Annotated in this window: 12 protein-coding genes; 3 read left to right on the forward strand and 9 right to left on the reverse strand. The window is 69.7% G+C overall.

What is annotated here, in order from left to right; all coding sequences use genetic code 11:
• Nucleotides 1-10 precede the first annotated feature (10 nt).
• The 7 genes from AB0J90_RS29655 to AB0J90_RS29685 form a co-directional block, all read right to left on the reverse strand.
• Nucleotides 11-550: a hypothetical protein gene (locus AB0J90_RS29655; protein ID WP_363601433.1), complete on the reverse strand. Its 540-nt coding sequence runs from the start codon at nt 548-550 to the stop codon at nt 11-13.
• Complete coding sequence (locus tag AB0J90_RS29660) at nt 543-1,712, reverse strand: hypothetical protein (RefSeq protein ID WP_363601435.1); 1,170 nt, start codon at nt 1,710-1,712, stop codon at nt 543-545. The genes AB0J90_RS29655 and AB0J90_RS29660 overlap by 8 nt, the downstream gene beginning before the upstream one ends.
• Entirely contained in the window at nt 1,702-3,993 is a 2,292-nt protein-coding gene (locus AB0J90_RS29665) for a hypothetical protein (RefSeq protein ID WP_363601437.1), read from the reverse strand. The genes AB0J90_RS29660 and AB0J90_RS29665 overlap by 11 nt, the downstream gene beginning before the upstream one ends.
• The gene (locus tag AB0J90_RS29670) at nt 3,990-4,847 is read right to left on the reverse strand and encodes a hypothetical protein (protein WP_363601439.1); all 858 of its coding nucleotides are present in this window, start codon (nt 4,845-4,847) and stop codon (nt 3,990-3,992) included. The genes AB0J90_RS29665 and AB0J90_RS29670 overlap by 4 nt, the downstream gene beginning before the upstream one ends.
• Nucleotides 4,848-5,042: 195 nt before the next feature.
• Nucleotides 5,043-5,747 (reverse strand): Crp/Fnr family transcriptional regulator, encoded by a 705-nt coding sequence (locus tag AB0J90_RS29675; protein WP_363601441.1) that lies wholly within the window; start codon nt 5,745-5,747, stop codon nt 5,043-5,045.
• 130 nt (nt 5,748-5,877) lie between these two features.
• A complete protein-coding gene (locus AB0J90_RS29680) occupies nt 5,878-7,323 on the reverse strand; it encodes an aminotransferase class V-fold PLP-dependent enzyme (RefSeq protein WP_363601443.1) in 1,446 nt (481 codons plus the stop codon).
• Complete coding sequence (locus tag AB0J90_RS29685) at nt 7,310-9,055, reverse strand: ATP-binding cassette domain-containing protein (RefSeq protein WP_363601445.1); 1,746 nt, start codon at nt 9,053-9,055, stop codon at nt 7,310-7,312. Before AB0J90_RS29685 ends, AB0J90_RS29680 begins: the two co-directional genes overlap by 14 nt.
• A 240-nt stretch (nt 9,056-9,295) precedes the next feature.
• On the opposite strand from AB0J90_RS29685, the gene AB0J90_RS29690 reads away from it, so the two are divergent.
• Together AB0J90_RS29690 and AB0J90_RS29695 are read left to right on the forward strand one after the other, a co-directional pair.
• A complete protein-coding gene (locus AB0J90_RS29690) occupies nt 9,296-10,468 on the forward strand; it encodes a DUF371 domain-containing protein (protein WP_363601447.1) in 1,173 nt (390 codons plus the stop codon).
• A gap of 12 nt (nt 10,469-10,480) precedes the next feature.
• Nucleotides 10,481-11,164 carry a class I SAM-dependent methyltransferase gene (locus AB0J90_RS29695; RefSeq protein ID WP_363601449.1) on the forward strand — a complete coding sequence of 228 codons (684 nt, stop codon included), beginning with the start codon at nt 10,481-10,483 and terminating at the stop codon, nt 11,162-11,164.
• Here AB0J90_RS29695 and AB0J90_RS29700 read toward each other — a convergent pair.
• Together AB0J90_RS29700 and AB0J90_RS29705 are read right to left on the reverse strand one after the other, a co-directional pair.
• The gene (locus tag AB0J90_RS29700) at nt 11,153-13,243 is read right to left on the reverse strand and encodes a glycosyltransferase (RefSeq protein WP_363601451.1); all 2,091 of its coding nucleotides are present in this window, start codon (nt 13,241-13,243) and stop codon (nt 11,153-11,155) included. The genes AB0J90_RS29695 and AB0J90_RS29700 overlap by 12 nt on opposite strands.
• A gap of 110 nt (nt 13,244-13,353) precedes the next feature.
• Entirely contained in the window at nt 13,354-13,911 is a 558-nt protein-coding gene (locus AB0J90_RS29705) for a hypothetical protein (protein ID WP_363601453.1), read from the reverse strand.
• 580 nt (nt 13,912-14,491) lie between these two features.
• Here AB0J90_RS29705 and AB0J90_RS29710 point away from each other — a divergent pair.
• Nucleotides 14,492-15,523 carry an LCP family protein gene (locus AB0J90_RS29710; RefSeq protein ID WP_363601455.1) on the forward strand — a complete coding sequence of 344 codons (1,032 nt, stop codon included), beginning with the start codon at nt 14,492-14,494 and terminating at the stop codon, nt 15,521-15,523.
• Nucleotides 15,524-15,638: the final 115 nt, after the last annotated feature.

Here is a 15,638-nt window from a genome sequence, read left to right on the forward strand (position 1 = left end):
CTCCTTCCGTTCAGCCCGGCGGCAGTTGGTCCGACGGGGGAGTTACGGTCTGCTCGCTCCGGGTCGCGTCACTGACCTCGCTCCACCAGGCAGATACGGGTGTCTGACAGGCTTGGAGCGAATTGTCGGCACAGGTTTCGGAGTTGCCGAGCCCGACGATCAGTCCGACTATCACCACGATCAGCACCCGCCGGAGCCGTGTCTCCTCGGTCAGGCTGCTGATGCCCGCCTGGCTGAGCCGGTGTCCGATCTGCACGACGTTCTCCACGATCTCGCCGTAGAGGTAGACCGTGTTCGGAGGACGCTGTCCCATCCGGCGCAGCACCGTGGTCAGGAGGTACTCCGGCAGGACGGCGATCAGACCGGTGAGCGTGAACAGCGCCGACCAGACCGGGCGGAGCAGCCGATCGGCCGAGGTCAACGCCCGGAGTACGACGGTGACCAGGATGAACAGGAGTACGACGAGCACCGGCAGCGCGATCAGCACCCGCGTGTCTGGCGGGAGCCAGGAGAGCAGCCAGTCGACGATCGGAAGTCCGTCGTCAATCATTGTGCACCTCGTCCCGATCGGTGCTGGTCCGACTGCTGTCGTCCGATTCGTCGTCGTGCGCGTCATCGGGCTGGAGCACCACATCGGCGGATCGCTGCGTCAGCTCGGCCATCGGTACGTCGAGGATCTTCGTGAGCGAGAAGACGCCGGCCGACTGTTTCGAGACCAGGCCCATCACGGTCCGGATCAGTTCGGTGTTCACGCCCTCCATGTCGGCGGGAAGGATCATCCCCTTGTCGATCATTTCGGCCAGGAGCTTGGCCTGCCGTTCCTCGGCCACAGCCTTGTTCTCGATGATCATCCGGACGACGTCCTTCGCGTCATCGGGAGTACGTCCCAGATGGGTGGCGAGCACCGCGGCGTCGCCCCGCTCCATCGCCTCCATGAACAACTTCGCGCGCTGCTGCTCGGCATCGAGTTCCTGTTGCTTCTCCCGCTGCAGGCGGTCGAGTTCCTGCTCCTGTTCGAGCCGCTTCGTCTTCAGCGCGGACGCCTGCCGGATCTCCTCCCGCGCGACCTCCGCCTCGGCCTGCAACTGTTCCAGTTCCTGCGCCTGCCGCTGCTTCTCCACCTCCACGTCGTGGGTCTCCTGGATGAGGATCCGATCACGGATGGCGGTACGCCGGGTACGCAACCATTCCTGACCCGCCTCGTCGAGGGTGATCTCGACCGCGAAACTGTGCACCCAGAGGCACTCGTCCAGCAGGCGACCCTTCGAACTCTCGAACTCCGCCTGGATCGCGGTCTCCAGGTCGAGGCTCTTCTCGATGTCGTACCGGCGGCTGAGTCGTAGCATCCGGCCCCGGATCTGCTGACGGACGATGTCGGTACCGTCCTGAATGCCCTGCCGTACGACCTGTGCCGCGTCATGCACGCGCCAGGTCACCTCCACCGCGGCGGTGAAGGCGTAGCCGTCGTTGTCGCTCTTGAGCTCGAAGGTGAAGCTCGAACTGTGGTGCGCGACGTCGACCTCGTACTGGGTCGAGTGCGGCGCGAACGCCAGCTCACCGAGGGTTCGGCGGTCCGGGACCACGCGTACGTCGCCGCCGTTGGTCGCGACCACCAGGCTGATCCCGGCCCTGGGCTGGACCGACGCGCCAAAGGGCCGGAACCGCCGCAGCCGGGTTTCCGAGAGGATGAGTTTCACCGGGCTAGCCGTCATTGTCGTCTCCCTTGCCGAGCAGTTGCGCAGTCAGCACTTCCGAGGTGTGCGGGGCGAGTGGCTTCTTGCCGCTCGCCCAGGATCTGGCGTGTCTCAGGACGGTGGCGCGGGCCCGCCCGCGCTCCGGTCCGCCGACGGCCGTGGTCATCAATGCGGCGAGCGCGGCCCGTCCACGTGAGTCACCGTCCACACGTTTCGCCCACTCCGTCAGCACCTCGCCCGCGGCCTCGTGGGCGATCGGGCTCACCAGGGCGTCGGCCCACAGCGCCGCGATCAGCCTGTGCAGTTCCGGGTCGCCGTCGGCAAGCCAGAGCAGGCCGTGCCACGCGGTGGCGTCCGGGCGGTCGTCGACCGGGTTCATCAGGGTCGCGTCCTGCGCAGCGGTCAGGAAGGCGGAAAAGCCGCTGAACGTACGCGCCCGCGTGTCGTTACGCACGTCCTGCGGGGTGTCGATCCGCTCCGCCCGTTGGGACTGCGGTGGTGCCTCGATCACCAGGCCTGTCGTCCATACCCGCAACCGACTGAGTACCCGTCGGACCGTCACCTCGTCCCCCTGCACGATCAGCAGGGTGACGCTGTTCGAGATCACCGCTGGGAGGCCGTGATCGGTCTCGGTGGCGAGGTGGTCGAAGGCATTCAGGGCGCCGTCGAGATCCGTCAACCCCAACTGCCCGTACGCGCGGGCCGCCGTGTTGCGCCAGTGCGACCCGAAGGTGTCCAGGTGCCACTCGTTCACCATGCGTCGGGTCACCGCGCTCAACGCCGGATCCTGAGCGGGTACGGTGACCGCCAGCGCGGCAGCCTGCCGGTCGTACGCGTTACCGCTGGCCGCCCAGGGGAAGATGACCATCCGGCGTACGTAGTCGAATGCCTGTACCGCGAAAACCCCGACGGCGTGCGCCGCCCCGTACCGGACGGCGGGGACGGGGTGCCGGGCCAGCGTACGGAGCCATTGCAGCAGAGTCAGGCGGACCTCGGCGTACTCGGTCCAGACCCGGTTGAGGACCTGTCGGGGCAGGCTCGGGTCGATGAACCGGACCATCTCCATCGGCGTGGAGCCGTACCGTGTCTGGTGCGGGCGGTAGCTGATCCTGGCCAGTGCCGCTTCCAGTCGTACGGTCCGGCGGACCTCGAACGGATCCCGCGCCTCCTGCTCTTTCTGCTCTGTCGGCGGCGGCACGAGTTCCTTCTCCAACAGGGTCGCCGCGTCCGTGACGAGTTCGTAGCCGAAGTCCGGCAGGGTGGCCAGCGCGATCACGAAACAACGGGTGCCGGTGTCCAGCCCGTCGAACCAGGTCTCGAAGCTGGCGCTGGTGAGCCGGGTGAGCTGGGACCGGATCCGTTCCAGCGAGAAGTCGTCGGCCTTCGCCGCGTCGGCGAGGATCCGGGAGAAGCCCGCCATCCGGGAAACCCGGTCCTCACGGTCGAACGAATCACCCAGCAGTGCGAGCACCTCGGCGTCGTTGAGGATCTCGTTCGCCCGCTCGCTGCCCGACTCGTGGTCTCCGAGGCGGCGGCGCAGATGTGAGGTGAGTACCTCCACGGCCGCCGGTGAGTCGCCCAGTTCGGCGAGGTATCGGGAGAGCAGACCGTCGGGGAACCGGTTCCGGGGGTCGACGGTGATCACCAGCCAGCTCCCGCGCTTGGTGAGGTCCTCGCAGAGCCGCCCGATCTCGAACTCCTGAAGTTCGGCGATCACCGGCGTGGCCGCGTTGCGCAGCAGGTAACCGGCGCCCTGTTCGAGCTGGTCGACGGTGAGTCGGCGCAGCGCGGTGTCCGGCGCGAGTTCGTTGACGGCGACCGCGCCGGCGTCGAGCAGCAGCCGGGTACCGGCGGTCCCGCCGCCTCGACCGGAGGGCACCCGCAGGATGAGCAGCCGTTGCTTGACGACCAGGTCGTCGAAGCCCGCCGGGGGTACGAAGGCGTGCCGGACCTCGTCCAGGATCTCCCGGCTGACGGCCAGTGGGGCGGGCTCCCGTCCTCCACCGGGAGGGCCGCTGCCGTAGTAGTGGTTGTTGTTGACCTTCTTGTCCCGCATGACCACGTCTTGCTCGGCGGCGACCTCGTCGATGTGGGTCCCGCCCGCCATCACGAGGCGTTCGCCCCGGCCGCCGTATCCGTCCCCGGGCAGAGCGCCCGTGTCGGAGCCGGCCAGGGATTCCGCCCCGCCATGGCCGCCACGCAGCCCCTCGACCAGCGCCTCGGAGAGCTGCTGGTCGGTGCCGACCGAAGCAGGGCTGGCGCCGGCCGCAGCGGGCCCGGTATTCGTTTCGCCGCTCATCGTCGGGCCTCGTGGTGGTACTCGATCTTGTCGCGCATCACGACGTCGTTGCCGGCGGTCACGGGACCGTGGATGTGGACCCCCGCGCTCGGCGGATCGGCGGGCCGGCTGTCGTGAGCGGCGGTACCACCGGTGGACCCGTCTCCGGCGGTACGAGCGGAGGGCGGGCCGACAGGCGGAACCTGCGGGTCGGCGGGCGGAACCTGCGGGTCGGCGGGCGGGGCCTGGCTCGACCGGGTCGTATCGGACGGGACCTGGGCCGTCTCGACCACACCGGGTACGTGTATCCAGGCGATCTCGTCGACCTCCTTGGCCTTGACGCGTACGGGCACGTAGCGGGAGGCGTCGATCGCTCCGTCGCCCCGCTGGATGACGGAGCGGTGCACCACGCCGGAGACGATGAAGACGAGTTGCGCCTCGGGATGGGCCTGCAGGCGCTCCCGCAGCGGTGTGGCGTCGACGAGGCGGCAGGCGAAGTTCAGGTCCCTGCCGACGTACCCGGTGCTGCCGTCGATGCTGACGTCGGTCGCGACGTCTCCGGCGTGCAGCGCGACCCGCAGCCGCAGTTGGCCCTCACTCGACGACCGGACGTTGTGTTCGCGGAGCGCGGCGTGCAGTCGGGGCACCAGCGGATCGACCAGCAGTCGCTTGGGCAGCGCCGCCGGTACGAGGAAGAAGCCGCCGTCCCCGGTGTCCTGCCAGCCGAGATCGGACTGGGGCACGCCGGACTCGGCGCACACCCGGCCGATGATCTGCCGGAGCTGGGTGCGCAGCCAATGCTGGTCGACGTCGCTGCGACGACCGAAGCGCTCGATGTCAAACACGAGGATGGCGTAGTAATACGACTCGGCCATAAAGGACGCTCCCTGACGAATCGGAAGGATCGTGCGGGCCTGCGTACGAACTACCGCTGCTGCGGAAGTACGCCCGTCAGTGCACCCCTCCTTGGTAGGGCAGCGCCCGGCCGGCCTGAGTAGCAAATGCTGCTGAGCCACGGTGATGTGCCGGAACGCACACCGAGGATCAACGGAATGGCCCGGGCCAATGGATCAGAAGCGATGCGGCGCTGCCCGAGCAGCCAACGCGGGCAGGTCGGTCACGACCACACATTCACGTCGGGTGTAGAGAATCTTCTCCGCTTGCAGGGTGCGAAGCGTCCGAATGACGGAGTCACGCGAGGTGCCCGCGGCACCTGCGATCTCCCGATGCGAGGCCATCACGGCCACCGCTTTCGGCTCCCCGGGCACTGGCCGCCCATGATGGCGCGCCCTCGAGTCCAGTACCAGTACCACCCGGTCGGTGGCCGAGCAGCCACCGAACTCGCTTCGCCAATTGTCGGCCTCCCGGATCCTGCTGACCGTACGACGCAACAGGGCCAGTGCGAGTTCGGGTCGGGACGCGAGGCTGGACAGGAACCGTCGGGCGGTCACGACCGTGGTGACCAGGGGCTCGACCGCCGTGCACGTGGCCGCGCGCGGCTTGCCGTCAATGGCGGCGAATTCGCCGACGAGTTCACCCGGACCGCGAAACGCGAGGACCGAGACATATCCGCTCATGGACATCGAGGTGACCTTGGCCAGTCCTTCCTCGATCAGTAGCACGTGATCCGAGTGCGCGCCCTGATGGAACAGGACGGCTCCCCGGGCGTAGGTCCGTTTGCGGCCCTCGCGCAACAACTCCCGGAACAGCACCTGATCGAGTTCCGAGGGCTTGCCCGACCGGCGGGGCCGATCATCCTGCTGCTGGTTGTCCACAACGACCTCCGGACAATGCGGTCCAGATTTGGATTTCACCTGAAGTCAGCCGAGATTCAAGTGTTTCAGCAGCGTACTGCGGTGCCACGACCCGATCGTGCAGTATTTCTGCCGACTCCGGTCAGAGAGTTCAGCAGCGCAGCCGCGGCGGTAGGGCCACATCGGGCCGGTCCCGGTCCAGGTAGGTGGACTCGGCGAAGGCGAGGAACCGTTGCGCGTCGGCGGCGTTCGACGCCAGGCCGAACGAGACCCGGATCGCGCCACCGGTCGGCACCCGCATCACGTCGAGATACTCGTCGACGGTGGTGATGTTGCGCATTAGCGTCCGGGCCAGCCGCCACTTCGTGATGCCGAACGCGCCCTCGCCCGCGCCGGGATTGCAGAAGCAGCCCGTACGCAAAGAGAGGCCGGCGGCGGTCGACTCGGCCGCGACCAGCCGCTCGTCGACCAGGGTGCCGTCCGGGTGGAGGAAGTTGAACGAGATCGTGCCGCCTCGGCGGTCGTTGGTCGCCGGGCCGTAGACCCGCACCAGGGGCTCGCCGGTGCGGTGCCGCAGCGCGGTCAGGTTGTCCAGCAGCCAGCCGGTCAGCGCGTCGACCCGGGCGTGGACGACGTCGATCCCGATTCCGTCGACCCACTTCAGGCCGAACTCGACGTCGGGGATGCCGAGGAAGTTGAGCGTGCCGTCCTCGAACGCGGACTCGTCGTCCATTGACTCGTACCAGTCGCCCTGCACGCTGACCGCCCGGATGGTGCCGCCGGCGAACCACGGCCGGCGCAGCCGCGCCAGCGCGTCCCGGCGGGCGATCAGCGCGCCGATGCCGGTCGGGTATCCGAACAGTTTGTACCAGCTCAGGCAGACGAACTCGGGCTGCACCGCATTCAGGTCCAGCCGGCTCGTCGGTACGAACGCGGCCGCGTCGAGCAGTACGTCGTACCCGTGTTGCTGAGCCAGCCCGACCCACTCCAGGGGATGCTGCACTCCGCTGAAGTTGCTCTGCGCCGGGAAGGCGAACAGCCCCCGCCGTTGCTGTCGTCGCCCCCACCGGATGCTCCGGCGGGCCAGCGCGGACTCCACGTCGGTTTGCTCGACCCGTAACGCCTCTCCGCGTAGGGGCACGTAGCGGAAGGCGGCACCGGCGGTACGGGCGTACTCGCGAATGCCGTTGACCGAGTTGTGGTTGTCCGCGGTCAGCACCAGCGGCATACCCCGCCCGAACGGGTACGCCTCACCGACCAGCCGGCAGGCGCCGCTGGCGTTCGGGGTGAAGATCACCGCGTACTGCGCCGGGTCTGCGTCGAAGAAGGCGAGGATCGCGCGCCGGGCCGATTCGACCAGGGTGCCGGCCGCCATCGAGGTCGGGTTCTCCGAGTGCGGGTTGCTGTACAGCCCCGAGGTCAGCCGCCGGTGGTGCGCCTCGATCTGGGCCCGCGCGGGCACCCCCGCTCCCGCGTAGTCGAGGTAGACCTGCCCGTCCTGGTCGAGGTGGGCGTACTCGGTCGCGCGCAGCTCGTCGATGCGGCGGGTGGCCGCGTACGCCGGGTTGTCCGCCGTCAGCAGGTCAGGCCGTGCCACGGGAGTCCCTCCGGGCCAGCACGGCCCAGGCCGCGGCGAGGAAGGCGACCAGGAATCCGGCGAGGATCACCCAGTCCACCCAGACCGGGCGGGCGAAGCTGTCGCCGTAACTGGCCAGCAGCGGCGGGCCGAGCGGGGACGCGCCGTCACGCCAGATCCGTTCCAGCTCGGCGGTGTGGCCGAGCCCCTCGAACGCCCACCGGTTCGACATGGCGTAGCTGAGCCACCGACCTCCGGCGGCCATCTCCGGCACCGGCAGGATCGCGCCGACGAACAGCACCTGCGGGAAGCAGAGCATCGGCAGCAGCAGGGTCGCCTGGGCGGCGTCGGCCACCGACGCGGAGCAGAGCAGGCCGAGGGCGAGCGCGCCGGCCGACGAGAGGAGCAGGGTGAGGTAGAGGGCGGCGAACGCGCCGCCGCCGGCCGCCGGCAACCGGTCGATGCCGCGCAACACCCCGAGCAGGGCCAGGTCGACCAGGGCCAGCAGCGGCAGCAGCACCGCGACCTTGGCCAACAGGTACGGTCCGACGCGTACGCCGGCCAGCCGTTCCCGCCGTACGATCGGCAGTTCGGTGCAGATCTGGAGCAGCCCGTAGGTGAGCCCGAAGAAGAAGCCGCCGAACGCGATCCAGAACAGGATCATCACCATCACGTTCGGGCTCGGGTCGGCCGGTTCGAACGCACCGGGCCGGAACAGCAGCGCGAACATGCCGAGCACCATCAGCGGCGAGCCGAGCAGGATGGCCAGGGTGAGCCGGTTACGGCCGACGATCTCCAGGTTGCGGCCGGTCAGCACCACCCACTGGTGCAGCGGCCCGACCCGCCGGCCCGGTCGGCGAACCGCCGCCGATGTGGTGACGGGCGGCTCCGGGGCCGGCTGCTCGTTGCCGGCGGCGAACCGGTCGGGCCAGGTGGCCGGCTCGGTTTCCTCGTCAAGCCTGAGGTAGACCTCGGCGAGCGTGGTCACCCCGAAGAACTCCCGTGCCGCGGCCGGGGTGCCGGCGAACGCCAGCGCACCCTGCCGGGTCAGTACGACCACCCGGTCGCAGAACTCCACGTCGGTGACCTGGTGCGTGGTCAGCACCACCGTGGCGGCCGAGTCGGCCAGCCCCCGCAGTACGCGCAACAGCTCGACGGCGATCGCCGGGTCCAGCCCGGAGGTCGGTTCGTCCAGGAAGAACACCCCCGGCCGGGTCAGCAGTTCGACCGCGATGCTGGCCCGTTTGCGTTCGCCGCCGCTGAGCCGCCCGACCGGCACTCCGGCCCGCTCGGTCAGGCCCAGTTCGGCCATCACCTCGTGGACCCGCCGGTCGAGTGCGGTCGGGTCGGTCCCCGGTGCCAACCGGAGCCGGGCGGCGTACCGCAGGGTCCGTTCCAGCGGCAGCTCGTGGTGGATGATGTCGTCCTGCGGCACGTAACCGACGGTGGCCGGTCCGTCGGCCCGGTCGGTGTCCGTGTCCTGTGGACGGGCCGTGTCGTGGTCCTGGGCACGGTCCGTGCTGTGCCGTCTGTCCACTGTGCCGGAATTCGCCGGTCGTATCCCGGCGAGGGTCTCCAGCAGCGTGGTCTTGCCGGCACCGCTGGCACCGATGATCGCCACCAGTTCGCCCGGTTCGATGGTGAGTGACACGTCGCGCAGGGTCTGCCGACCGCCGCGAACGGTCTGGCCCAGTCGGGACGAGGTGATGCGTACGCCGGCCGGTGGCGCCGTGATCGGTTCGGAGGGCTTCATGTCCGTCGATTTCTGCGAGGGGTGGATCAGTTCAGTTTGCGGTGTGGTTAATACGGACCCACGGTCTGTCGACCGCCGGCCTGCGGTCTGCCGAATATGGCACGTCGTTCACATTTCGTCAGCGTCCATCGGAGTCGGATATCGGCGTGCGCGGTAACGCCGCAGGTCGTCGATCCGTACGGGATATCGTTTGGCGTTGGCTCGCCCGTGTCGGGGCGGCGATCGAGGAGGAGCTGACCGGTGGCGAGGACGAGGCGCCATGCGCTGGTACGGGGCCACGGGCATCCCCGGATCCGGGCCACCCACGCCAAGACGCTGGAGTTCACCCACGACACCGAGGTGACCGAACGGGCCACCTGCGTGGTCGGGGTCGCCGCGGAGCTGGATCCGAGCGAGCTCGGCCTGCTGCGCGGCCGGGTGCGTTTCACCGTCGAGGCCGCCGGGCACGAGGCGACCGGCGAGGCGACGATCAACCCCGACCATGCCGTACGCGACGGGCTGGTGCTGCGCCGCAGCCACCACACCGACTCCGGCACCTTGGCCGTGGCGGCCACGCTGACCGCCGAGGACCTCGACCGCGACCTGGCCGCCGCGCTGACCGACCCGGCGACGGCGGTGACCCTGACCCTGGTCGAGTTGACCCCGCCCGCGCCGCTGGTCCTGCTCCGGCCGGCCGGTCAGGCCGTACCCGCGGGTCGGCTCGATCTGCTCTGGCGGCACGCCGAGGCGGCGGTCGACCTCGGCGGGTCGCGGGAGCCGGTGTCCGCCGGGGCGGTTCTCGACCGGGCCGGGATCGTCGCCGTGACGCTGCCCGCGGCGCAGGAGGCAGTGTCGCCCTCGGCGCTGCGCTGGCTCTCCGCCGCCGCCGGGGCCGATGCCCGGTTCGCCCTGCTCGGCGCGGCGGGCGGTCCGGCCGAGGCGCTGTTCGCCGCCGGCCTGCCGCCGACCCCGGCGCTGCTGCTGGGGCGAGTGGACCGGCGGGCGGTACGCCGTCCCGAGGTCGAGGTGTCGCTGCGTTCCGCCCTGGCGCCGACCGTGCTGGTGGTGCCGGCCGACGAGGTCGACGCGGTGCTCGAAAACGTGGTCGCGGCGACACCCGCGCGCCGGGTCGCCGTACCGGACGGGCAGGCGGATGTCGGCACCGCGATGCGGTGGACCACCGCCGAGCGTGCCGGTGCCGCCGTACGCCGGCTCGGTACCCCGGAGGTCACCATCGTGCTGGCGTCCTCGCCGGCCACCGACGAGCCGGTCGACCTGGACGCCCTGGTCCGGGCGCTCGCCACCGCCGGGGTGTCGCCGAGGACGCTCAGTGAGGCGCTGGCGCCGTTCGGGCTCAACCGGCGCCGGGTGTACGACGCGCTCGGCTCGGACCGGTCCGCGGGCGGTGCGGCGGGACCGGGCGTACGCACCTGACAGAATCGTCGGATGCAGGTCGTACAGGGCAAGCACCTGGTCACGCCCGACGGCGAGGTTCTCGACGAACTCCGGTCCCGAGCCGCTCGGGTGATCGTCGACGTCGGTACGGGCGACGCGCGCACCGCGTACCGGCTCGCCAAGGCCCAGCCGGAGTGGCTGGTGGTCGGGATCGACCCGGCCTGGCAGCGGATGTCGCCGACCAGCGTGCGGGCCAGCCGCAAGCCGGCCAAGGGCGGTGCGCCGAACCTGCTCCTGGTCAACTCCGCGATCGAGACCGTGCCGGCCGAGCTGCACGGGATCGCCGACGAGGTGTCCGTGCTGATGCCCTGGGGCAAGCTGCTGCGCGGCGTCGTGCACGGCGACGGGGACGTCTGCGCCGGGCTGCGGGCGGTAGCCCGGCCCGGGGCGAGCCTCGACATCACCGTCGGCACCAGCATCTGGCGGGACCCGGTGCCGTTGGAAATCCGTGAGCTGCCCGAACTCACCCCCGAGTACGTCGACACCGTTCTCGCCGGGCGGCTGGCCGGCTACGGCTGGCAGGTCACCGGGGCGGAGGTGATCAGTGGTGCCGAGATGGACCGGATGAGTTCCTCCTGGGCCCGGCGGCTCGGCTCCGGCAACCCCGAGGTGGTCATCCACGTACGGGCCACCGCCGTCACCCCCGCCGAGGTCGCCGCCGGCTCACCCGGCTGAGCCGGCGCCGAGTGCCTGGCCCGTACGGTGCAGTTTGTGCCAGCGCAACCGTGCCCCGGTCAGTGCGGTGGCCAGTGACTGGATCAGCACCAGGTACATCATCTGCCGGTAGACGAACTGCTGCAGCGGCAGGGCCCAGAGCGGGCCGAGCTTCTCCCGGTCGAGCCGGAACGCCACCACCGCGGTGACGAGTTGCAGCCCGAGCATGGCCGACCAGGCGAGCAGCGTCTCGATGCTGTTGAAGAAGAACAGGCCGTAGATCGCGAGCAGGTCGATCACGGGGGCGAGCAGCGGCAACGCCACCCCGAACAGGGCCAGGAACGGCAGTCCGCGTCGGCCGAACCGGCCGGACGCGCCGTGTTCGGTGACCGAGTGCCGGTGTTTCCACATCGCCTGCATGGTGCCGTAACTCCACCGGTAGCGCTGCTTCCACAACTGCCCGAGGGTCGACGGTGCCTCGGTCCAGGCACGCGCCTTCTCCTCGTACACGACCTTCCAGCCGGCCCGGCACAGGGCCATGGTGATGTCGGTGTCCTCGGCGAGGGTGTCGTCGGTCATGCCGCCGGCACCCATCAGCGCGGAGCGACGGAACGCGCCGATCGCCCCGGGTACGGTCGGCATGCAGCGCAGCGTCTCGTAGAGCCGGCGGTCGAGGTTGAAGCCGATGACGTACTCGATGTGTTGCCACTTCGCGACCAGGCTGCGCCGATTGCCCACCTTGACGTTGCCGGCCACCGCGCCCACCTGGGGGTCGGCGAACGGCTGGACCAGGTGCCGGATCGAGTCGGGCTCGAAGACGGTGTCGCCGTCCACCATCACGATCAGGTCGTGCCGGGCCAGGGCCACACCCGTGTTCAACGCGCTCGGCTTGCCGCCGTTGGGCTTGCGGACCACCCGGACGTTGGGTAGCCGGAGCGCGGCGGCGATGTCGGCGGTGTCGTCGGTCGAACCGTCGTCCACCACCACGACCTCGATGCCGGGATGGTCGCCGGTGGCGAGCGACCGGACCGCGGCGGCGATTCCCTCCTTCTCGTTGTAGGCCGGGACGATCACCGAGACCGGTTCGGTCACGGGCGGACCCCAGGACCAGTCGGGGGAGCGCCGGCGGCGCGCGTGCCGGCCGGCGAGCAGGAAGAGCAGCGCCGTACGCCCGATGGCCAGCACGCCCACGACGACAAAGAGCACACCGAGTACGTCGATGGTGCCGTCGGCTATCTGAACCGCCCAGACCAGTGCCGCGCCCCGCCAGCGGTCGGCGCTCGGTGCGGAGGTGTGCCCGACCACCTGCTGTGGGGTGGTCGTTTCCGCCAGGCTCAGGTTGAGCCCCTGGCTGACGGTGGTGAACCGGTAGCCCTTTGCCTTCAGCTCCGGGATGAAGCGGTGCAGCGCGGCGACGGTCTGCGCACGGTCGCCACCGGCATCGTGGAACAGGACGATGGCGCCGTTGTCACCGGTGGGGGTGGCGTTGCGGACGATGGCGTCGACACCGGGACGGGCCCAGTCCACGCTGTCGGTGTCGTTCACCACCGTCAGGTAGCCCAGCTCCCCGGCCTCGCGGACGAGCGGCCAGTTGCGGTCGTCGATAGCGTCGGCTCGGGACGAGTACGGGAAGCGGATCAAGGAGGTCTTCACCCCGGTCGCCTTGGCGATCGCCAACTGGGTCTGGTTGTACTCCATCCGCCGACGCCAGCTCGGCAACTCGGCCAGGTTCGGGTGGGTGAAGGTGTGCACGCCGAGTTCGTGACCGCCGTCCGCGATCCGTGCGGTCAGCTCGGGGTAGCGGCCGACCTGCGAGCCGACGACGAAGAAGGTGGCCGGCACCTGGTGCTCGTGGAGCAGGTCGAGGATCTTCGGCGTCCACAGTGGATCAGGGCCGTCGTCGAAGGTGAGCGCGATCGTCTTGGCCGGCAACCGGTAGGACTGGACCGATTCGTACCCGGTGTTGATGATCGGGCCGCCGGTTCGTACCGCGTCCGGGACGGAGGTCTGGCCCTGGCGGTCGTGGGTGCCGTCCGGCGTGAACTGCGCGTTCACGTACGCCTCGACGGCCAGCAGGCTGACGAGGACGACGAGCAGCATGGCGGGGACGACGCGGCTGGGGCGGGGCACCATGCGCCGATTCGGTGTGTTCGAGGATGCCGGCGATGCGGTGTGCTTGCGGCGGCCGGACGTGGTCGGGGCAGTGGACATCACGCGGCCGACTCGGCCACCGGGTCGGTGAGCGGCTCTCCGGTCGGCTCGGTCACGGTCGGCGGGGTCGGGTCCGGCTCGGTGGGCGGCTCGGGGACGGCCGGCGTGGGCTCGACCGGCACCACCGGTATCACCGGCGGGTGGGGGTCCGGCGCCGTCGCTCCCGGCGGGGTGACGGTCGGACCGCCGGTTGCGGTCGCGGTGCGGGCGGGGGTGCCGGTGGCGGTCCCGCTCGGTCGAACCGAGCGGTCGGGGACGGCCGAGCCACCGCTGGTGCTCGGCTGCGCCGTCGGTGTCGCGTCGGCCGGTGCGGTGGGGACCGGGTTCGGCAGCGGCGGTTGTGGTCGTCCCACCAGTTCCGCGAAGGGCAGCACGGAGCCGGGATTCACCGGCCCGCCGGCCAGGCTGACCCCGACCAGGGCGGTGTACGTGAGGGCCAGCCCGCCCACGCCGTACGCGAAGTAGCGCACGAATCGCCGCCGCCGCCCGGTCGTATCGACGAACACCGGAGGGGGTTCGGTTACGGCGGCGAGTACGACGGTGTGGGATTCGGTCACGTCCGGCGAGCCTAATCAGGAGGTCGTGGCTCGTGATCAACAAAATCGGTTGGTCCAAATGCCCGTACGGGGCCCGACGTCGCCGAGCGGAGTCCGATCATGTCCACACGGATCGTCTGTCTGTCGGGTTAAGTGCAGTGAACCGGGTTATTCGATGGTGCCCGCCGCCTCGACGTCGACGTCCCGGTCCGCACCGCCTCCTGCGCGACGGCGGAGATCGCTCCGCACGGTCGCACACCGAGTACGTCACGTCACCCGTCGATGGGTGAATTGTTGTCCGTACGCCGACCAGGTGGGGGATGGCAGCCGGCCCGCGGCCGTTCCCCACCTGGCGGTTGACGACCGGTCGCCAGAGGTCGTGACGGTCGTGTTTCCATTGCGTGGCAGGCGAATCCGCCGCCCCGATCCGCGTTCGGACAGTGTCGCCAAGGTGGCATTGCGTGAACCGAAAGTCGTATAAGCGCCAGTGTCGTGCTACGGGCGGACCGAGGGTACGCGTCCTGCGAACGGAGTCAGTAGCATCGGGTCCATGCCACGCCGTACGCCGCTTGCGGAGCGCGACTCGACACAGGTTATCGACATGTCCGGAGGGGGAGGGGCGAAGACCAAGAAAGCCCCCTCCAAGCACCAACGCACGAAGCGGATCATCCTCATCACCGCGCTGGTGTTCGCGCTGCTCGGTGGCGGCGGCGCGATGGCCGCGGGCCTCTACCTCCGCTCGCTCGAGTCGGGCATCGCCCGGGTCGACGCGTTCAACGAGGTGCCGGAGGAGTCCCGGCCGGAGAAGGTCGCCGACGGCGCGATGAACATCCTCCTACTGGGCAGTGACACCCGTGACCCCAGCAGCGAATCCGGTTCCCGGACCGACACGATCATTCTCGCCCACCTGACGGGTGACAAGTCGAGTGCGCAGTTAGTCTCGATCCCCCGTGACACGTGGGTGCACGTGCCGGCGTCAAAGGACGGCCGCCGTGGTAACAAGGAGGCGAAGATCAATGCCTCGTTCGCCTGGGGCGGCATTCCGCTGATGGTGCAGACGGTCGAGTCGTTCACCGGCGTACGCGTCGACCACGTCGCGGTCATCGACTTCGCCGGCTTCAAGGACATCGTCGACGCGCTCGACGGGGTCAAGGTCGACGTGGAGAAGAGCTTCACCACCGCCTATTCGCTGAGCCCGAGCGGAAAGCGGACCTTCACGAAGGGATTGCAGACCCTCGACGGTGCGGCGGCTCTGGACTACGCCCGTGAGCGGCACGCCTTCGCCGACGGTGACCTGGCCCGGATCCGGCACCAGCAGGACGTCATCAAGGGCATCCTGGACAAGGCCGCGTCCGGCGGTCTGCTCACCAACCCGGCGAAACTCAACTCCTTCGTCAAGGCGTCCTCGGACACGGTGAAGGTGGACGACACCCTCTCCCTCACCGACATGGCGATGAGCCTGCGGCACCTGCGCAGCAGCAACCTGACGTTCATGACGAGTCCCACCGAGGGCACCGGTACGCGGGGCACCGAGAGTGTCGTGCTGGCAAATACGGAGCAGGCAAAGCTTCTCTACGACGCCATGCGCCGTGACTCGGTCCCCGAGATCCTGGCGGCCGGCGTCAAGAAATAAGGCGCCGCTTCGACGGAGTGGTTCCCGAACCCCGTCAAAGAGCGTCCATGTGCGGTACGTGACCGAGGCAACCCGTACGGTGGTTGCCTGGGTCGCGGATCGTTCGGAACGTCCG

Origin of the sequence: Micromonospora sp. NPDC049523, from assembly GCF_040676775.1 — a bacterium.
GTDB lineage: Bacteria > Actinomycetota > Actinomycetes > Mycobacteriales > Micromonosporaceae > Micromonospora_G.